The organism is Variovorax sp. Varisp46 (assembly GCF_059491885.1).
The window spans coordinates 1,594,877-1,610,870 of the sequence record NZ_CP168515.1 but is presented as its reverse complement, the minus strand read 5'-3'; the positions used below and the strand labels follow the sequence as shown (position 1 = coordinate 1,610,870).

The 15,994-nt window shown below is 67.2% G+C and carries 15 protein-coding genes and 1 pseudogene; 8 read left to right on the top strand and 8 right to left on the bottom strand.

Annotation, left to right across the window (positions count from 1 at the left end; translation table 11 throughout):
• Position 1 precedes the first annotated feature (1 nt).
• Entirely contained in the window at positions 2-724 is a 723-nt protein-coding gene (locus ACEN9N_RS07585) for a Crp/Fnr family transcriptional regulator (RefSeq protein WP_007834912.1), read from the bottom strand.
• Between the two features lie 103 nt (positions 725-827).
• Here ACEN9N_RS07585 and ACEN9N_RS07580 point away from each other — a divergent pair, with 103 nt between their 5' ends.
• From ACEN9N_RS07580 to bglX, 7 genes are all read left to right on the top strand, one after another.
• Entirely contained in the window at positions 828-1,421 is a 594-nt protein-coding gene (locus tag ACEN9N_RS07580) for an HD domain-containing protein (RefSeq protein WP_413312021.1), read from the top strand.
• A gap of 35 nt (positions 1,422-1,456) precedes the next feature.
• Positions 1,457-2,224 carry a class II aldolase/adducin family protein gene (locus tag ACEN9N_RS07575; RefSeq protein ID WP_007834916.1) on the top strand — a complete coding sequence of 256 codons (768 nt, stop codon included), beginning with the start codon at positions 1,457-1,459 and terminating at the stop codon, positions 2,222-2,224.
• 55 nt (positions 2,225-2,279) lie between these two features.
• Positions 2,280-3,206, top strand: coding sequence for a LysR family transcriptional regulator (locus tag ACEN9N_RS07570; RefSeq protein ID WP_495655792.1), 927 nt, complete (start codon positions 2,280-2,282; stop codon positions 3,204-3,206).
• Between the two features lie 77 nt (positions 3,207-3,283).
• The gene (gene tcuA / locus ACEN9N_RS07565; RefSeq protein WP_495655791.1) at positions 3,284-4,711 is read left to right on the top strand and encodes an FAD-dependent tricarballylate dehydrogenase TcuA; all 1,428 of its coding nucleotides are present in this window, start codon (positions 3,284-3,286) and stop codon (positions 4,709-4,711) included.
• Positions 4,695-5,927, top strand: a complete 1,233-nt coding sequence (gene tcuB / locus ACEN9N_RS07560; protein ID WP_413312025.1) for a tricarballylate utilization 4Fe-4S protein TcuB — start codon at positions 4,695-4,697, stop codon at positions 5,925-5,927. Before tcuA ends, tcuB begins: the two co-directional genes overlap by 17 nt.
• A gap of 47 nt (positions 5,928-5,974) precedes the next feature.
• A complete protein-coding gene (locus tag ACEN9N_RS07555) occupies positions 5,975-6,943 on the top strand; it encodes a Bug family tripartite tricarboxylate transporter substrate binding protein (protein ID WP_495655790.1) in 969 nt (322 codons plus the stop codon).
• An 85-nt stretch (positions 6,944-7,028) separates the two neighbouring features.
• The gene (bglX, locus tag ACEN9N_RS07550; RefSeq protein ID WP_495655789.1) at positions 7,029-9,332 is read left to right on the top strand and encodes a beta-glucosidase BglX; all 2,304 of its coding nucleotides are present in this window, start codon (positions 7,029-7,031) and stop codon (positions 9,330-9,332) included.
• A 42-nt stretch (positions 9,333-9,374) separates the two neighbouring features.
• Here the strand turns inward: bglX and ACEN9N_RS07545 are convergent, their stop codons facing one another.
• Positions 9,375-10,670 carry an aspartate carbamoyltransferase gene (locus tag ACEN9N_RS07545; RefSeq protein ID WP_495655788.1) on the bottom strand — a complete coding sequence of 432 codons (1,296 nt, stop codon included), beginning with the start codon at positions 10,668-10,670 and terminating at the stop codon, positions 9,375-9,377.
• A 265-nt stretch (positions 10,671-10,935) separates the two neighbouring features.
• On the opposite strand from ACEN9N_RS07545, the pseudogene ACEN9N_RS07540 reads away from it, so the two are divergent.
• A pseudogene (locus ACEN9N_RS07540) lies at positions 10,936-11,136 on the top strand (RraA family protein); the annotation flags it as partial.
• A 91-nt stretch (positions 11,137-11,227) separates the two neighbouring features.
• On the opposite strand, the gene ACEN9N_RS07535 reads toward ACEN9N_RS07540, so the two are convergent.
• The 6 genes from ACEN9N_RS07535 to urtC form a co-directional block, all read right to left on the bottom strand.
• Positions 11,228-11,578 carry a hypothetical protein gene (locus ACEN9N_RS07535; protein ID WP_056521981.1) on the bottom strand — a complete coding sequence of 117 codons (351 nt, stop codon included), beginning with the start codon at positions 11,576-11,578 and terminating at the stop codon, positions 11,228-11,230.
• 128 nt (positions 11,579-11,706) lie between these two features.
• Positions 11,707-12,048, bottom strand: a complete 342-nt coding sequence (locus ACEN9N_RS07530; RefSeq protein ID WP_007834949.1) for a zinc ribbon domain-containing protein — start codon at positions 12,046-12,048, stop codon at positions 11,707-11,709.
• Between the two features lie 8 nt (positions 12,049-12,056).
• Positions 12,057-13,289, bottom strand: coding sequence for a formamidase (fmdA, locus tag ACEN9N_RS07525; RefSeq protein WP_495655787.1), 1,233 nt, complete (start codon positions 13,287-13,289; stop codon positions 12,057-12,059).
• A gap of 38 nt (positions 13,290-13,327) precedes the next feature.
• Positions 13,328-14,029, bottom strand: coding sequence for an urea ABC transporter ATP-binding subunit UrtE (urtE, locus tag ACEN9N_RS07520; protein WP_495655786.1), 702 nt, complete (start codon positions 14,027-14,029; stop codon positions 13,328-13,330).
• A 1-nt stretch (position 14,030) separates the two neighbouring features.
• Entirely contained in the window at positions 14,031-14,774 is a 744-nt protein-coding gene (gene urtD / locus ACEN9N_RS07515) for an urea ABC transporter ATP-binding protein UrtD (protein ID WP_495655785.1), read from the bottom strand.
• A gap of 19 nt (positions 14,775-14,793) precedes the next feature.
• Entirely contained in the window at positions 14,794-15,987 is a 1,194-nt protein-coding gene (urtC, locus tag ACEN9N_RS07510) for an urea ABC transporter permease subunit UrtC (protein ID WP_495655784.1), read from the bottom strand.
• Positions 15,988-15,994 lie beyond the last annotated feature (7 nt).

Below are 15,994 nucleotides of genomic sequence, written 5' to 3'. Positions count from 1 at the left end.
CTCAACCCGTGCTCACCAGCGCCTGCAGCGCATCGATCGACCGCAGCTCGATGCGCCCGTAGCCCAGTGCGACGACGCCCTCGCCTGCCAGCGCATTGAGCTCCTTCGACAGCGTCTGCCGCGTCACGCCCAGCATCATGGCAAGCGCCTCCTGCGGCAGCTGCAGTTGGTGCCGCAGGTGCACCGATTGCGTGGCATCGCCGCGCGCCAGCACCAGCAGCCGGTGCGCCACGCGGGCGCGCAGGCTGCGCAGCATGGCGTCTTCCGTCAGGCCGTAGAGCATGCGCACGCGTGCCGCCAGCATCGCGGCGATGGCGTTGGAGAAGACCACGTCGCGCATCAGCTGCACGAAAGCCGCGGGCGGCACTGCGAGCAGGTCGAGCGCTTCCAGCGCGGTGGCGTCGTGCGTGCGCGGCGAGCCGTCGATCAGCGTGATCTCGCCAAACCAGTTGCCGGGCTCCAGCACGGCGAGGATGGCCTCGCGCCCGTCCTGCCGCAGAGACGAGATCTTGATGGTGCCGGCCACCAGCCCATAGAAGCCGCCGCCAGCCGCGTGAATGGGATCGCCCTGGCGAAACACCATCGCGCCGCGCCGTGCATGGATGAGCTCGGCCGCGCCGAGCAGCGCCTCCCGCTGCGCGCGCGGAATGCTGGTGAACCATGGATTGCCCTCGAGGGCACCGCGATGCGCGGCAGAGAGGCGGGGTTTGGACGAAGCGGCCATGCGGGCGGGGGTTTACCAGAACCCCGCATTGTCAAATTCTTGACAGTTCCGCGTCAAGCGCAGGCATACAGTGACCGGCACCCACAAGAACGGAGACCTCACGATGAGCAACGCACGCGCAAGTTTCAGGAGCATGCAGGAAAGCACGCGCGAAGACTGGCAGCTGATCGGCGGCGAGTTCATGCAGTTCGCGGGCGGCCTGCCCGCACGCGTGATCAAGCACCTGCAGATCCTCGAAGGCGACTACGGCGGCTTTCCGGTCGACCGCTACACGCACTCGCTGCAGACCGCCACGCGCGCGCTGCGCGACGGCCGCGACGAGGAGTACGTGGTGTGCGCGCTGCTGCACGACATCGGCGACACGCTCGGCAGCTTCAACCACCCCGACATCGCCGCCGCCATCCTCAAGCCCTTCGTGAGCGAAGCCAATCACTGGATGGTGCAGCACCACGGCATCTTCCAGGGGCACTACTTCTTCCATCACATCGGGCTGGACCGCGACATGCGCGACAGCTTCAAGGACCATCCGCACTACGAGCGCACGGCCGAGTTCTGCGCTCTCTACGACAACCCCGCTTTCGACCCCAAGGCCGAGACCCTGCCGATCGGGGAATTCGAACCCATGCTGCGCCGCCTGATGGCACAGCCGAAGCAAAGCATCTACAAGGCGGCCTTGCAAGAGCCGGCTGCGGCCTGATGCCGAACTCCATAACCACCAAAGGACACCACGCCATGAACGCCACCACCCAACCCGAAATCCAGAAGCTCGTCTCCGCCGAGGAGTGGCAACTGCGCGTCGACCTTGCCGCCTGCTATCGCCTCGTGGCGCTGTACGGCTGGAGCGACCTGGTGTTCACGCACATCAGCGCACGCATCCCCGGCCCGGAGCACCACTTCCTGATCAACCCCTACGGCCTGATGTTCGACGAGATCACCGCGTCGAGCCTGGTGAAGGTCGACCAGCAGTGCAACAAGATCATCGACTCGCCCTACCCCGTGAACCCGGCCGGCTTCGTGATCCACAGCGCCGTGCATGCCGCGCGCGAAGACATCCAGTGCGTGCTGCACACCCACACCAAGGCCGGCATTGCCGTCAGCGCGCAGAAAAACGGCGTGCTGCCCATCAGCCAGCAGTCGACCTTCGTGCTGGCCTCGCTGGCCTACCACGACTACGAAGGCGTGGCCTTTCGCGACGACGAGAAGCCGCGCCTGCAGGCCGACATGGGGAGCGCCAACTTCCTCATGCTGCGCAACCACGGCCTGCTGACCTGCGGCAAGACCATCGCCGACGCCTTCCTCTCGATGTACACCTTCGAGAACACCTGCCAGATCCAGATTGCGGCGCAGTCGGGCGGCAGTGAACTCACGCAGGTGAACCCCAAGATCGTCGAGGGCGTGGGCCAGGCAATGAAGGTGCAGACCGGCGGCATGGGCGGCCAGTTCGTCTGGCCTTCGCTGATCCGCAAGCTCGACCGCATCGACGACAGCTACAAACAATAAGACGCGCGCCGCCCGCTGTTTTCGCGGCCGACGGCGCCTGCGCGATGATCGGGCGATGGAACTCCGGCAACTGCGCTACTTCGTCAAGGTCTGCGAGCTTCGCAGCATGGGCCGCGCGGCCGTGGAGTTGGGGGTGGTCACCTCGGCGCTGAGCCAGCAGATCAGCCGGCTCGAAAGCGAACTCTCGACGCGGCTGCTGCGCCGCCATTCGACCGGCGTCATGCCCACCGACGCGGGCCTGGCCTTCCTGCACCAGGCGCAGCTCACGTTGCGCCACGCCGACGACGCCGTGCGCGCCGCCCAGCAGGCGCGCCTGTCGGGCCATGTGAGCGTGGGCCTGGCTCCCACCACCGCCACCGTGCTGGGCGTGCCGCTGATGCAGGCCATGCAGGCGCGTTACCCCGAAGTGCGCCTGCACATGGTCGAGGCGCTGTCAGGGCACCTCACGACGATGCTGCACGCGCGCCAGCTCGACCTGGCCGTTCTGTTCCAGACCGACACGCCGCGGCGCTGGAGCGTGGCGCCGCTGCTGGCCGAAAAGCTCTTCGTGATCGCTTCGCCCACGCTGTCACCGCGCCCCACCGGTGCGAAGGTGCGGCTGTCGCAGCTGGCCGAAGTGCCGCTGATCCTGCCCAGCGGCAGCCACGGCCTGCGCGCCACGCTGATGGCCGCCTTTGCGCGGGCACGCGTGGCGCCGCGCATCGTGGCCGAGGTCGATGGCCTGGCATTGCTGATGGACGCGGTGCGCGCCGGCCACGGTGCGACCATCCAGCCCGGCGCCGCCACGGCGCGGCGCGACCGCGACGATCTCGTGCTCACGCAGATTTCCGACGCGCACGTGGGCCGGCGCAACCTGCTCGTGAGTCTGTCGGACGACGAGCTCTCGCCCGCCGCGCTGGCCGCGCGCGTGGTGGTGGCCGAGACCGCGCGCACGCTGGTGCGCGAAGGCCGCTGGGCCGGCGCAAGTCTTCTCGATCACTGAACACCTGTTGCTTCTTTTGGCCTTTCGCGTGAAGGCTTCACTCCCTAAAGTCTCCTGCATTCCAAGGAGACCCACGAGTGATAGACGTACTGGTTGTCGGTGGCGGCAATGCCGCGCTGTGCGCCGCGCTGATGGCGCGCGAGGCCGGCGCTTCGGTGCTGCTGCTGGAGGCTTCGCCCAAAGAATGGCGTGGCGGCAATTCGCAGCACACCCGCAACCTGCGCTGCATGCACGACGCGCCGCAGGATGTGCTGGTCGATGCCTACCCTGAAGAGGAGTACTGGCACGACCTGCTGAAAGTGACGGGAGGCCTCACCGACGAGCACCTCGCGCGGCTGGTGATCCGCGCCTCGTCGAACTGCCGCGACTGGATGCGCAGCCACGGCGTGCACTTCCAGCCGCCGCTGTCGGGCGCGCTGCACGTGGCGCGCACCAATGCCTTCTTCATGGGCGGCGGCAAGGCGCTCGTCAACGCCTACTACCGCAGCGCCGAAAGGCTGGGCGTGCAGATCCGCTACGACTCGCCCGTGGCCTCGGTCGAACTCGACGGCGACCGCTTCGTTGCCGTGCACACCGAAGCCGGCGGGCGCATCGCGGCAAAAAGCTGCGTGCTGGCCTCGGGCGGTTTCGAGTCGAACCGCGAGTGGCTGCGCGAAGCGTGGGGCCGAAACGAACGCGGCGAATGGCCGGCCGACAACTTCCTGATCCGCGGCACGCGCTTCAACCAGGGCGTGCTGCTCAAGCACATGATCGATGCGGGCGCCGACAGCATCGGCGATCCGTCGCAGGGCCACATGGTGGCCATCGACGCGCGCGCACCGCTGTACGACGGCGGCATCTGCACGCGCATCGACTGCGTGTCGCTCGGCGTGGTGGTCAACCGCGACGCGCAGCGCTTCTACGACGAGGGCGAAGACTTCTGGCCCAAGCGCTACGCGATCTGGGGCCGGCTCGTGGCCCAGCAGCCGGGGCAGATCGCCTGGTCGGTCATCGATCAGAAAGCGGTCGGGCGCTTCATGCCGCCGGTGTTCACCGGCACGCAGGCAAACACGCTCGGCGAACTCGCCATGAAGCTCGGCCTGGACCAAGCCGCCTTCGTTCGCACCGTGCAGGACTACAACGCCGCCTGCCGCGTCGGCCGCTTCGACCACACGGCGCTGGACGATTGCCACACCGAAGGCCTCGCGCCCGCCAAGACGCACTGGGCGCGGCCGATCGACACCGCACCCTTCTACGGCTACCCCCTGCGCCCCGGCATCACCTTCACGTATCTCGGCCTGAAGGTGGACGAGACCGCCGCCGTGCGCTTCGGCGGCCGGCCGAGCCCCAACCTCTTCGTGGCCGGCGAAATGATGGCCGGCAACGTGCTGGGCAAGGGCTACACGGCTGGCGTGGGCATGAGCATCGGCACGGCCTTCGGGCGCATCGCCGGCACGCAAGCGGCGAACGCAGCAAAGAACGTCTCAAAGCAATCTCCGGAGGCCGCCCTTGCAGCAGCTCACTGACCTCGTCGCGCGCGCCCGTGCCGATGCCGACGGCATCGGCGGCAATCCCACGTCGCGCGTGATCCCGATCCAGCCCGCCCTGCCGCTGACCGCGCCTGAAGGCGAGGTCGCACGCATCCTGCAGATCTGCAACGCCTGCCGCTACTGCGAAGGCTTTTGTGCCGTGTTCCCCGCGATGACGCGACGGCTCGAATTCGGCAAGGCCGATACGCATTACCTCGCAAACCTCTGCCACAACTGCGGTTCGTGCCTGCATGCCTGCCAGTACGCACCGCCGCACGAGTTCGCGGTGAACGTGCCACAAGCGATGGCGCAAGTGCGCCTGCAGACCTACCACGACTACGCATGGCCGCCCGTGATGGGCGCGCTCTACAAAAAGGCCGGGCTCACCGTCGCGCTCGCACTGGCGGGCGGGCTCGCGCTGTTCCTCGTGCTGGCCGTGGCGATGTCGGGCGCGCTGCTGCACGAACCGCTTGCGGGCAACTTCTACGCGATCTTTCCGCACAACTTCCTCGCCCTGGTGTTCGGCGCGGTGTTCCTGTTCGTGATGTTCGCGCTGGCGATGGGCACGCGCCGCTTCTGGCGCGAGGTGTCGCCCGCGAACGATCCAGGCAACGCCCCCGACCTGCCGGGCGTGCGCCGCGCGGCCGGCGCCGAAGCCGCGCACGACGCGCTGCGCCTGAAGTACCTCGACGGCGGCCACGGCGAGGGATGCAACAACGACGACGACCGCTTCACCCTCTGGCGTCGGCGCTTCCATCACTTCACCTTCTACGGCTTCATGCTGTGCTTTGCCTCGACCTGCGTGGCGACGCTCTATCACTACCTGTTCGACCTGCACGCGCCCTACGCGCTCACGAGCCTGCCGGTGCTGCTGGGCGCTGCAGGCGGCATCGGCCTCGCGATCGGTCCCGTCGGTCTGCTCTGGCTGAACCTGCGTCGCCACGCCGCGCACGGCGACGCGGCGCAGCGGCCGATGGACCGCGGCTTCATCGCGCTGCTGCTGCTCACCAGCCTCACCGGCCTGGCGCTGCTGGCCTGGCGCGACACCCGCTTCATGGCGCTGCTGCTCGCGGTGCACCTGGGCGTGGTGATGGCGCTCTTTCTCACGCTGCCCTACGGCAAGTTCGCGCACGGCATCTTCCGCTGCGCGGCGCTGCTGAAGTTCGCCATCGAGAAGCGCCTGCCGAGCCGGCTGCGGCTGGGCGCGGACTGAATGCGCGAGACCCTTCACCTCCACAACAACACCGAGACCTCAAGACCATGAACCGACACACCTTCCTTCGCACCACCATCGCCGCACTGATGCTCGCCAGCGGCGCGGCATCCGCCGCCGAATGGCCGACGAAACCCATCACGCTCGTCGTCCCCTTCGTGGCCGGGGGCACCACCGACATCGTCGCGCGCACCATCGGCCAGAAGCTCTCCGAATCGCTCAAGCAGCCGGTGATCGTCGACAACCGCGGCGGGGCAGGCGGCACCGTGGGCGCGACCATCGCGTCGAAGGCGCCGGCCGATGGCTACACGCTGTTCCTCGCCACCATCGCGCACGCGATCGCGCCGGGCCTCTACAAGAAGCTCGCCTATGACTTCCAGCGCGACTTCGATCCCGTCGCGCTCGCGGCTTCCACGCCCAACGTGCTGATCGTCAACGAGAAGGTGCCTGCACGGACAGTGGCCGAACTCGTCGCGTACATCAAGGCCAACCCCGGCAAGGTCAACTTCGGCTCGGCCGGCAACGGCAGCACCGAGCACATCTCGGGCGAACTGTTCCGCTCGATGACGAAGACCGACATCGTGCACGTGCCCTACAAGGGCGGCGCGCCGATGATGGCCGACCTGATGGGCGGGCAGATCCAGATGGCCATCGAGACCAGCCCCTCGGCCTCGCCGCACATCAAGGCCGGCAAGGTGCACGCGCTGGCCGTGACCACGAAGGCGCGCTCGCCCGCCTATCCTGGTGTGCCGACGCTCGACGAAGCCGGCCTCAAGGGCTACGACATGACGACATGGTTCGCGCTCATGGCGCCGCACGGCACGCCGCCCGAGATCGTGCAGCGCCTGAACACCGAACTCGCCCGCGCGGTGCAACAGCCCGATGTGATCAAACGTTTCGAGGAACAGGGTGTAACGGCCGGGAACATGAAACCCACGGAACTGGCCAGCTTCATCGGCACCGAGACGACCAAGTGGGTCAAAGTGGCGAAGGAAGCCGGCGCCACCGCCGAATAGGCGGGCCGGCTCGGACAAGCCCCTACGGCCAGGGCGGAAACCCGCTGGCCGGGGCCGGCGTGCATTGTCTGCAGAATAGAGGGCCATGCACGTTCGAAAAGCCGCGGTTCCCGCCCTCGTTTTCCTCCTTTCCGCACTCTCCTTCCCCGCCCTGCTTCCTCCCGCCACTGCGGCGTCCGTTTCCAAGGACCTTCAACCCTCCCGCTCGCCCGACGCCGCCGAGGCCCGCATCGAATCGCTCATCGCCCGCATGACGGTGCAGGAGAAGGCCGGCCAGCTGAGCCTCTACGGCCCGGCCGATATCGACACCCCCAACAACCCGCAGGCCGGCTCGCGCAACGTGCAGCAGGAAGCCGCTGACGTGCGCGCCGGCCGCCTCACCGGCCTGTTCAACAACGCGGGCCTCGAAGGCAAGCGGCGGCTGCAGCAGATGGCGGTGAACGAGTCGCGCCTGGGCATTCCGCTGATCTTCGGTGCGGACGTGATCCACGGCTTTCGCACCATGTTCCCGATGCCGCTGGCCGAGGCGTCGAGCTGGGAGCCCGCGCTCGCCGAGCGCACCGCGCGCGCCGCGGCGGTCGAAGCCACGGCCGACGGCTTCCGCTGGACCTTCGCGCCGATGGTCGACGTCGCGCGCGACGCGCGCTGGGGCCGCGGCCTCGAAGGCGCGGGCGAAGACGCGTACCTCTCCAGGCAGTTCGCCGCCGCGCGCGTGCGCGGCTTCCAGGGCCCCGACCTCTCTCGGCCCGACGCCATGCTGGCCACGCCCAAGCACTTCGCGGCCTATGGCGCGGCCGAGGGCGGACTCGACTACAGCGTGAGCGACATCTCCGAGCGCACGCTGCGCGAGGTGTACCTGCCGCCCTTCCGCGCGGCACTGGACGCGGGCGCGCTGTCGATCATGAGCGCCTTCAACGAGATCGGCGGCGTGCCCTCCACCGCCAATCCCGCGCTGCTCACAGGCGTGCTGCGCGACGAGTGGAAGTTCAAGGGCTTCGTGGTGTCCGACTACACGGCCGACGAGGAACTGGTGGAGCACGGCTACGCCGCCAACCCGCGCGAAGCGGCCAGACAGGCCTTCATGGCCGGCACCGACGTGAGCATGCAGAGCGGCCTGTACGCGCGCTATCTGCCCGAGCTGGTGGCTTCGGGCGAAGTGCCGATGGCGCGGCTCGACGACGCGGTGCGCCGCGTGCTGCGCGTGAAGCAGAAGCTCGGCCTGTTCGACGACCCCATGCGCGGCCTCGACGGCCCGCCTGCCGCGCAACGCACAGAGAACCCCGAATTCATCGCGCTGGCCCGCGAGAGCGCGCGCCGCTCCATCGTGATGCTGAAGAACGAGCGCGCGCTGCTGCCGCTGTCCAAGGCCGGCACGAAGATCGCGCTGATCGGCCCCTTCGCCGAGGGCACTGTCGACCTGATGGGCGCCTGGAGCCTGTCCCCGGGCCAGTCGGCGCCGGTGGGCGTCGACCAGGGTCTGCGCGCGGCACTGGGGGCCGATTCGTCGGTGAACGTCGTGCGCGGCTCGGGCATCGAGTCGGCGTTGCCCGGTGGCATCGACGCCGCGGTGGCCGCCGCGCGCGATGCGGACGTGGTGCTGCTGGCCATCGGCGAGAGCCAGAAGATGTCGGGCGAGGCGCGCTCGCGCGCCGCCATCGGCCTGCCGCAGGCGCAGCAGGACCTGGCCGAAGCCGTGGCCGCCACCGGCAAGCCGGTGGTCGTGCTGCTGAGCAACGGCCGCGCGATGGCGCTCAAGGGTGCGGTGCGCGATGCGCGCGCCATCCTCGTCACATGGTTCCTGGGCGTGCAGACCGGCAACGCGATCGCCGACGTGGTGTTCGGCGACTTCAATCCCTCGGGCCGCCTGCCCGTGAGCTTTCCGCAGACGGCGGGACAGGTGCCCTACTACTACGGCCACAAGCGCACCGGCCGCCCCTCGCCCGAGAACGCACCGGGCACGGCCTTCAGGACCCGCTACCTGGACGCGACCAACGAGGCGCTCTACCCCTTCGGCTTCGGCATCGGCTATGCACCGGTGCACTACGACGGCGTGGAGCTGAGTTCGGAGCGCCTGCCGCTGTCGGGCACGCTGCGCGTGCGCGCCACCGTCAGCAACACCGGCCAGCGCGAGGCCGAGGAAGTGGTGCAGCTCTACATCGCCCAGCGCGCCGCCAGCGTGACCCGGCCCGTGCGCGAGCTCAAGGAATTCCGCAAGGTCGACATTGCGCCCGGCGCATCGACGGTCGTCGAGTTCGCGCTCACGGCCAACGACCTGGCATTCGTCGGCCGCGACATGAAGCCGGCCGTGGAGCCCGGCGATTTCGATCTCTGGGTGGGGCCTTCGGCTGCGGGCGGCATTCGCAAGCAGTTCGCTCTCACGCGGGAATGAAGCCGTCGGCGCCCGTCAGGGGCGGTGCGCCCTGCGGCAGTTTCAGTCGAGCCCGTGGAACATGCTGTCGTCCGGCCCGATGTGCGAGGGCGGCGTCCAGGCGGCGTCGCGCATCGAGCGGCTCACGAGCTTTTCCACGCCCAGCAGCGTGGCGAAGATCGCCATGCGCACGGGAATCCCGTTGTCGGTCTGGCGGAAGATGGCCAGGCGCGGGTCGTTGTTGAGGTCGACGCTGAGGTCGTGCGAGCCCGGGCGGCCGTCGCGCGGCAGCGGGTGCATCACGACCACGTCTGGCTTGCAGGCCGATTCGACGAGTGCGCGGTTGATCTCGAAAGCGTTGTCGAAGCCCTCCAGCACTTCGTCGTGCGCGAAGCGCTCCTTCTGGATGCGCGTGGCGTAGATGATGTCGGCGCCGGCCAGCGCCCGCGCCGGCGCGGCCGCGGTCTCGACCACGTGGCCGTTGCGGCTCACGGCGTCCACGATTTCCGCCGGCATGGCGAGCGAGGGCGGCGAGATGAGCGTGAACTTCAGCCCCTTGTACAGCGCGAGCAGCTTGATGAGCGAGTGCACGGTGCGCCCGTATTTCAGGTCGCCGACCATGGCGATGTGCGCACCGTCCACCAGCTTCCCCAGGCGCGAGAACTCGCGCTGGATGGTGTACAGGTCGAGCAGCGCCTGGCTCGGGTGCTCGCCCGGTCCGTCGCCGCCGTTGATGACCGGCACGTTGGTGGCGCGCGCGAATTCGGCGACCGAGCCCTGCTCCGGATGCCGCACCACGATGGCGTCGACATAGCCGCTGATCACTCGGCTGGTGTCGTAGATCGATTCGCCCTTGGCCATCGACGAGAAGGTGAAGCCGGTGGTGTCGCACACCGAACCGCCCAGCCGGCAAAACGCCGCGCCGAAGCTCACACGCGTGCGCGTGCTGGCCTCGAAGAAAAGATTGGCCAGCACGGCGCCTTCGAGCACGCGGCTGACCTTGCGCCGCCGCGCGATGGGCTGCATGACGTCAGCCAGCTGGAACAGCTCGTCGATGGCGTCGCGGTTGAACTGGTTGACCGAGAGCAGGTGGTGCGAGCCTTCAATGGCAAGCGACCTTCGCAAGGCGCTTTCATATGCGCTTTGCGTATATTCCGCGCGACGCCCGTCCGAAGCCAGGATTTCGCTCACGAAGCGCCGGGCCACTTCGGGCATGGCCCGGAATTCATTGGACTCGTCGGGTAGCAGCCAGGCGTCGAGCGCCCGTCTTCGGCTGCCGATGCGTTCGGCAAAGGCGTCGCGCGTCATGTTGAGTTGACGCATCGCGTCGCGGAGGAGCACCTGTTGCGGCATGTTCATGGGCCACAAGCATATACTCAATGCGTATATTTTCAAAGCAAAACGAACAAGCGCCCGCCGTTTTGGCTACCTACGGGTCTTCCTCGCAGGCTTCTTCGCCACCTGGCGCTGCGAGCGCTGCCGCAGCGTCGAACCCGAACCGCGCGGCGGGTTCGCCGGCGCCACCTCGTGCTGGCTCGCCCTCGAAGTGAAATCGCATGTCTTCACCGCCAGCTCGACGATGCGCGCGCCAGCGTGGGACTGGCGTTGTCGCGCCGGTACCCCCGGTGACCTCGTCATCGGCGATGCGGATGGCGTGGTCGTCGTCGAGCGGGAGAAGGTGGAGACGCTTCTTCAGGCGGCGGCGAAGAAGGTCGAGGACGAGGCTGCGCGCATCGAGGCCATCAAGAATGGCAACACGGCTGCCAAATGGCTGAACTCCGCGCTGCGCAACGCGGGCGTTCTCAAGGAAAACGAGACCCTCTAGGGTCGGGCGTCATCAGCCGATAACGCGGACTACACGAAGCGAACACGAAGAAAAGGCCCGAAGGCCCGTTCTTCATGCTTGCCAGTTCGGCTTACAGGCCTGCCTGGCGCGTGAACGACACGCTGGGCTTCTTGTAGGCTTGCGGCACTTCGTCACGGTAGAACGCGCGGCGATCGAGGCTGGCGAGCGGATCGTGAGCCTTGGCAACGGCTTCGGCTTGCACGGTCGCGCGGTTGGCGGTCGACGTGAAGGTCTGTGCGCCAGCGCTGGAGGCATCGGCGTACTCGTTGCCGGCGCGTGCGGCGGCAGCGGCCTGCGGTGCGACTTCGGCGCGGGTGACAGAAGAGTTCACGACGTGCACGCCGTCGTAGGTTTCTGCATGGGCTCCGGCAGCGGCCAGGAGCGAGAGAGCAGCAGCAGCGAGGATCTTCGAGGCATTCATTTCAATCTCCTTCAGATGGTTGGTTGGTGAGGAGAAGTTTGATCCTGAAAAGCCTCGAAAAACACCGGCAAAAGGAACCACGGCGTTCACAGGATTGAAACAATCGAACCCTTGAAAACAGCCGGTCGTCAGTGGCTGATCATCCACGGTCGCCGCGACGGCGCAGACTTGGCCCCGCTCGGCGCCGTCACCGTCGCACTTCGTTTGCCCGAGCCGCAGCAGCCGCACCCCGCCGGATGCTTGAAGCGCGCGTAGTCGCGCGAGTTGCCCGGCTCGTGCCGCGCGCGCTCGTTGGTTTCCATGGCGCGGCGCGTGCCCGAGGCCATCAGTGCGAGCCGCGGCGCGGCCGACAGCACGCGCGGCGAAGCGCATCCGCAATCGGGGCACGCAGCCGCCTCGTCGCGCAGGCCTGAGGGCCGCAACGCCTCGAAGCCGCCGCACTGCCCGCAGGCGTAGTCGTAGGTCGGCATGGCTTGCTTCAGCGCAGGTCGTGCGACAGCGGCATGTCGATGCTGCCGTCGATGAACTTCACCGGGCCCGAGGCGTTCGGGTTGATGTCGAAGTCGAAGATGCCCGTGGGCAGCCACAGCGTGGCGCACGAGTTGGGCACGTCGACCACCCCGCTGATGTGGCCCTGAACCGGCGCCGTGCCCAGGATCGAATAGGCCTGCGCGCCCGAGTAGCCGAACTTCTTCAGGTACTCGATGGCGTTCAGGCAGGCCTGGCGGTAGGCCACGTTCACGTCGAGGTAGTGCTGCTTGCCGCTCTCGTCGACCGAGATGCCTTCGAAGATCAGGTAGTCGTTGTACTGCGGCGTGATCGGGCTGGGCTTGAAGATCGGGTTCTTGATGCCGTACTTGGCCATGCCGCCCTTGATGAGCGAGACCTTCATGTGCACCCAGCCGGCCATCTCGATGGCGCCGCAGAAGGTGATTTCGCCGTCGCCCTGGCTGAAGTGCAGGTCGCCCACGCTCAGGCCAGCGCCGTCGACGTAGACCGGAAAGAACACCTTGGAGCCGCGCGAGAGGTCCTTGATGTCGCAGTTGCCGCCGTGCTCGCGCGGCGGCACGGTGCGCGCGCCCTCCGCCGCAGCCTTGGCGCGGGCCTCGCCGGTCATCTTGCCCATGTGGGCGGTGCCGGCGAAGGGCGGATTGGCCAGGCCGGGCACGCGGTCCGGGTCGGTGGCGATGAGCGCCTTCTCGCGCTCGTTCCACATGTCGAGCATCGGCTTGTCGGGCAGGCAGCCGATCAGGCCAGGGTGGATCAGGCCCGCGAAGTTCACGCCCGGAACGTGCCGCGAGCTGGTGAACATGCCCTTGAAGTCCCAGATCGATTTCTGCGCCTCAGGAAAATGGTCGGTGAGGAAGCCGCCGCCGTTCTTCTTCGAGAAGAAGCCGTTGAAGCCCCAGAGGCTGTCCTGCTTCGCGCCGATGTCCAGCAGGTCGACCACCAGCAGGTCGCCGGGCTCGGCGCCCTTCACGCCCACGGGCCCCGAGAGGTAGTGCACCGTGCTCAGGTCGATGTCGCGCACGTCGTCGGCGCTGTCGTTGTTCTTGATGAAGCCGCCGGTCCAGTCGAAGGTCTCCAGGATGAAGTCGTCGCCCGGGTTGACCCAGCAGGCCATCGGGATGTCCGGATGCCAGCGGTTGTGGATCATCTCGTTCTCGGTGGGCGGCTTGGTCAGGTCGACCTTGATCAGCGTGTCCGTCATTTGCAGTGGCTCCTGGTTGGGTTGTGGTTGAGCGGAAATCAGACAGAGAGATAGGCTTTGATGTGATCCACGTCGGTCTTGTCGCGCGCGGTCTCGTGCACGAGGCGCCCGCCTTCGATGACGAAGAGCCGGTCTGCCACGTCCATCGCGAAGCTGAGCACCTGCTCGGACACGACGATGGTGATGCCGCGCAGCTTGCGGATCTCATTGAGCGCCTTGGCGATGTCCTTGATGATCGAAGGCTGGATGCCCTCGGTGGGCTCGTCGAGCAGCAGCACCTTGGGGTCGGTGACGAGCGCGCGCGCAATGGCGAGCTGCTGCTGCTGGCCGCCCGAGAGGTTGCCGCCCTTGCGGCTCTTCATGTCCCACAGCACAGGGAAGAGCGCGTAGATTTCCTCGGGAATGCGCCGCGTCTTCGAGTTCTCCAGGCCGGTCTGGATGTTCTCCTCCACCGTCAGCGTCGGAAAGATCATCCGGCCCTGTGGCACGTAGGCGATGCCCTTGGCCACGCGGCGGAAGCTCTCGTCGCGCGACACGTCCTGCCCCGCCACCTCGATGCGCCCGCTCTTCAGCGGTAGCACGCCCATGAGGCTCTTGAACAGCGTGGTCTTGCCCATGCCGTTGCGGCCCATGATGGCGATGGTTTCGTTGGCATGGCCCTCGAACGAGATGCCATGCAGCGCCTCGCTCTGGCCGTAGGCGACGTGCAGGTCTTCGACCTTCAGGTTGATGTTGCTCATGTCAGTGGCCCAGGTAGACGTCGATGACCTTCGGATCAGCCTGCACCTTCTCCATCGCCCCCTCGGCAAGGATCTTTCCCTGGTGCATGACGGTGACCTTGTGCGCGATCTGCTTCACGAAGGCCATGTCATGCTCGATGACGATCACTGCGCGGTTCTGGCAGATGCGCTTGAGCAGGTCGGCCGTGAGTTCCCGTTCGCGTGCGCTCATGCCGGCGATGGGCTCGTCGAGCATCAGCAGCTCGGGCTCCTGCATCAACAGCATGCCGATCTCGAGCCACTGCTTCTGGCCGTGGCTCAGCAGGCCTGCCTCGGTGTCGAGCTTGTCGGCAAGGCCGATGTCCTCGGCAATGGCCTGCACCTTGTTCTTGACCTCGTCGTCGCACCTGAAAGCCAGCGCACCGAACACCGAGCGGCCCTTCGGGAACGACACCTCCAAGTTCTGGAACACGCTGAGGTTCTCGTAGATGGATGGTGTCTGGAACTTGCGGCCGATGCCCAGCCGCACGCGCTTGTGCTCGGCCATCTTCGTGAGCTCGGTGTTCTTGAACTTGATGCTGCCGGCGCTTGCGCGCGTCTTGCCGCAGATCAGGTCGAGAAGCGTGGTCTTGCCTGCCCCGTTGGGGCCGATGATCACGCGCAGCTCGTTGCGGTCGATGTACAGCGTGAGGTCGTCGATGGCCTTGAAGCCGTCGAAGGAGACGGTGAGGTCTTCCACGGCGAGCGCGAAGTCGGTGTTGCTCATGAGGTTGCTCCGCGTGTGTTCAGGCGCGCTGGCTGCCGATGCCTTCGGGCAGCTTGGGCTCGGGTTCCGTCAGGACCGGTGCTGCAGGCGCGGCCGGGGCAACCGGAGGCTTCACGGCCGCATCGCGCAGCGCCTGCCGGCGCGACTTCCACCACGGGCGGATCTTTTCTTCCCACACGCCCGCGAGCCCCATCGGGAAGGCCATGGTCACGCCGATGAAGAGGCCCGCCATCAGGAACAGCCACAGGTCCGGAAAGCTCTCCGAGAACAGCGTCTTGCCCGCATTCACCAGCAGCGCGCCATACACCGCGCCCACCAGGCTCATGCGCCCGCCCACCGCACAGAAGATCACCATCTCGATCGAAGGCACGATGCCCACGAAACTCGGCGACATGAAACCCACCTGCAGCGCGAACATCGCGCCACCGATGCCCGAAAGCGCGGCCGCCAGGCAGAAGATGAAGACCTTGAAGTTCGACACGTCGTAGCCCGAGAAGCGCACCCGGTCTTCCTTGTCGCGCATGGCCAGCAGCAGCGTGCCCAGCTTGCTGGTCTGTATCCAGCGGCACAGCAGGATGCTGCCCACCAGCAGGGCCACGCAGACGTAGTAGAGGACGTACTTGGCGCTGTCGGTGCGCGTGTCCCAGCCCAACAGGGTCTTCAGGTCGGTCATGCCGTTCACGCCGCCGGTATAGCCCTGCTGGCCGATGATGAGCACGGTGCAGATCAGCGCCACCGCCTGCGTGATGATCGCGAAATACACGCCGCCCACGCGCCGCTTGAACATCGCGAAGCTGATGAGCCAGGCCAGTGCCATCGGCGCCAGCACCACCAGCGCGAGGCTCAGCGGCAGGCTCTTGAAGGGCAGCCACAGCGTGGGGAGCTCGGTGATCTGGTTCCAGTCCATGAAGTCCGGAATACCCGGCGTGGTCTGGATCTTGGTGGAGACCGGGTCGGACGCCTCCAGCTTGAGGAACATCGCCATCGCATACCCGCCGATGCCGAAGAAAACGCCCTGCCCCAGGCTCAGCACGCCGCCGTAGCCCCACACCATGACGAGGCCCACGGCCACGAAGGCGTAGGTGAGGTACTTGCCCACGAGGTTGAGGCGGAAGATGTCGAGCGACAGCGGCAGCACCACCGCGAGCAGCAGCACCAGCAGCAGGAGGCTGCCCAGCTGGTAGCGCTGGATCGAGGCCTTGATGAAATTCATCGGAACG

What these genes read in the sequence shown, in the direction of transcription:
- ACEN9N_RS07530 (WP_007834949.1), bottom strand. Translation starts at nt 12,048, where the DNA reads ATGCCGACCTACGACTACGCCTGCGGGCAGTGCGGCGGCTTCGAGGCG.
- ACEN9N_RS07535 (WP_056521981.1), bottom strand. Translation starts at nt 11,578, where the DNA reads ATGAATGCCTCGAAGATCCTCGCTGCTGCTGCTCTCTCGCTCCTGGCC.
- ACEN9N_RS07555 (WP_495655790.1), top strand. Translation starts at nt 5,975, where the DNA reads ATGAACCGACACACCTTCCTTCGCACCACCATCGCCGCACTGATGCTC.
- fmdA (WP_495655787.1), bottom strand. Translation starts at nt 13,289, where the DNA reads ATGACGGACACGCTGATCAAGGTCGACCTGACCAAGCCGCCCACCGAG.
- ACEN9N_RS07545 (WP_495655788.1), bottom strand. Translation starts at nt 10,670, where the DNA reads ATGAACATGCCGCAACAGGTGCTCCTCCGCGACGCGATGCGTCAACTC.
- urtD (WP_495655785.1), bottom strand. Translation starts at nt 14,774, where the DNA reads ATGAGCAACACCGACTTCGCGCTCGCCGTGGAAGACCTCACCGTCTCC.
- ACEN9N_RS07580 (WP_413312021.1), top strand. Translation starts at nt 828, where the DNA reads ATGAGCAACGCACGCGCAAGTTTCAGGAGCATGCAGGAAAGCACGCGC.
- ACEN9N_RS07570 (WP_495655792.1), top strand. Translation starts at nt 2,280, where the DNA reads ATGGAACTCCGGCAACTGCGCTACTTCGTCAAGGTCTGCGAGCTTCGC.
- urtE (WP_495655786.1), bottom strand. Translation starts at nt 14,029, where the DNA reads ATGAGCAACATCAACCTGAAGGTCGAAGACCTGCACGTCGCCTACGGC.
- ACEN9N_RS07585 (WP_007834912.1), bottom strand. Translation starts at nt 724, where the DNA reads ATGGCCGCTTCGTCCAAACCCCGCCTCTCTGCCGCGCATCGCGGTGCC.
- bglX (WP_495655789.1), top strand. Translation starts at nt 7,029, where the DNA reads ATGCACGTTCGAAAAGCCGCGGTTCCCGCCCTCGTTTTCCTCCTTTCC.
- ACEN9N_RS07575 (WP_007834916.1), top strand. Translation starts at nt 1,457, where the DNA reads ATGAACGCCACCACCCAACCCGAAATCCAGAAGCTCGTCTCCGCCGAG.
- urtC (WP_495655784.1), bottom strand. Translation starts at nt 15,987, where the DNA reads ATGAATTTCATCAAGGCCTCGATCCAGCGCTACCAGCTGGGCAGCCTC.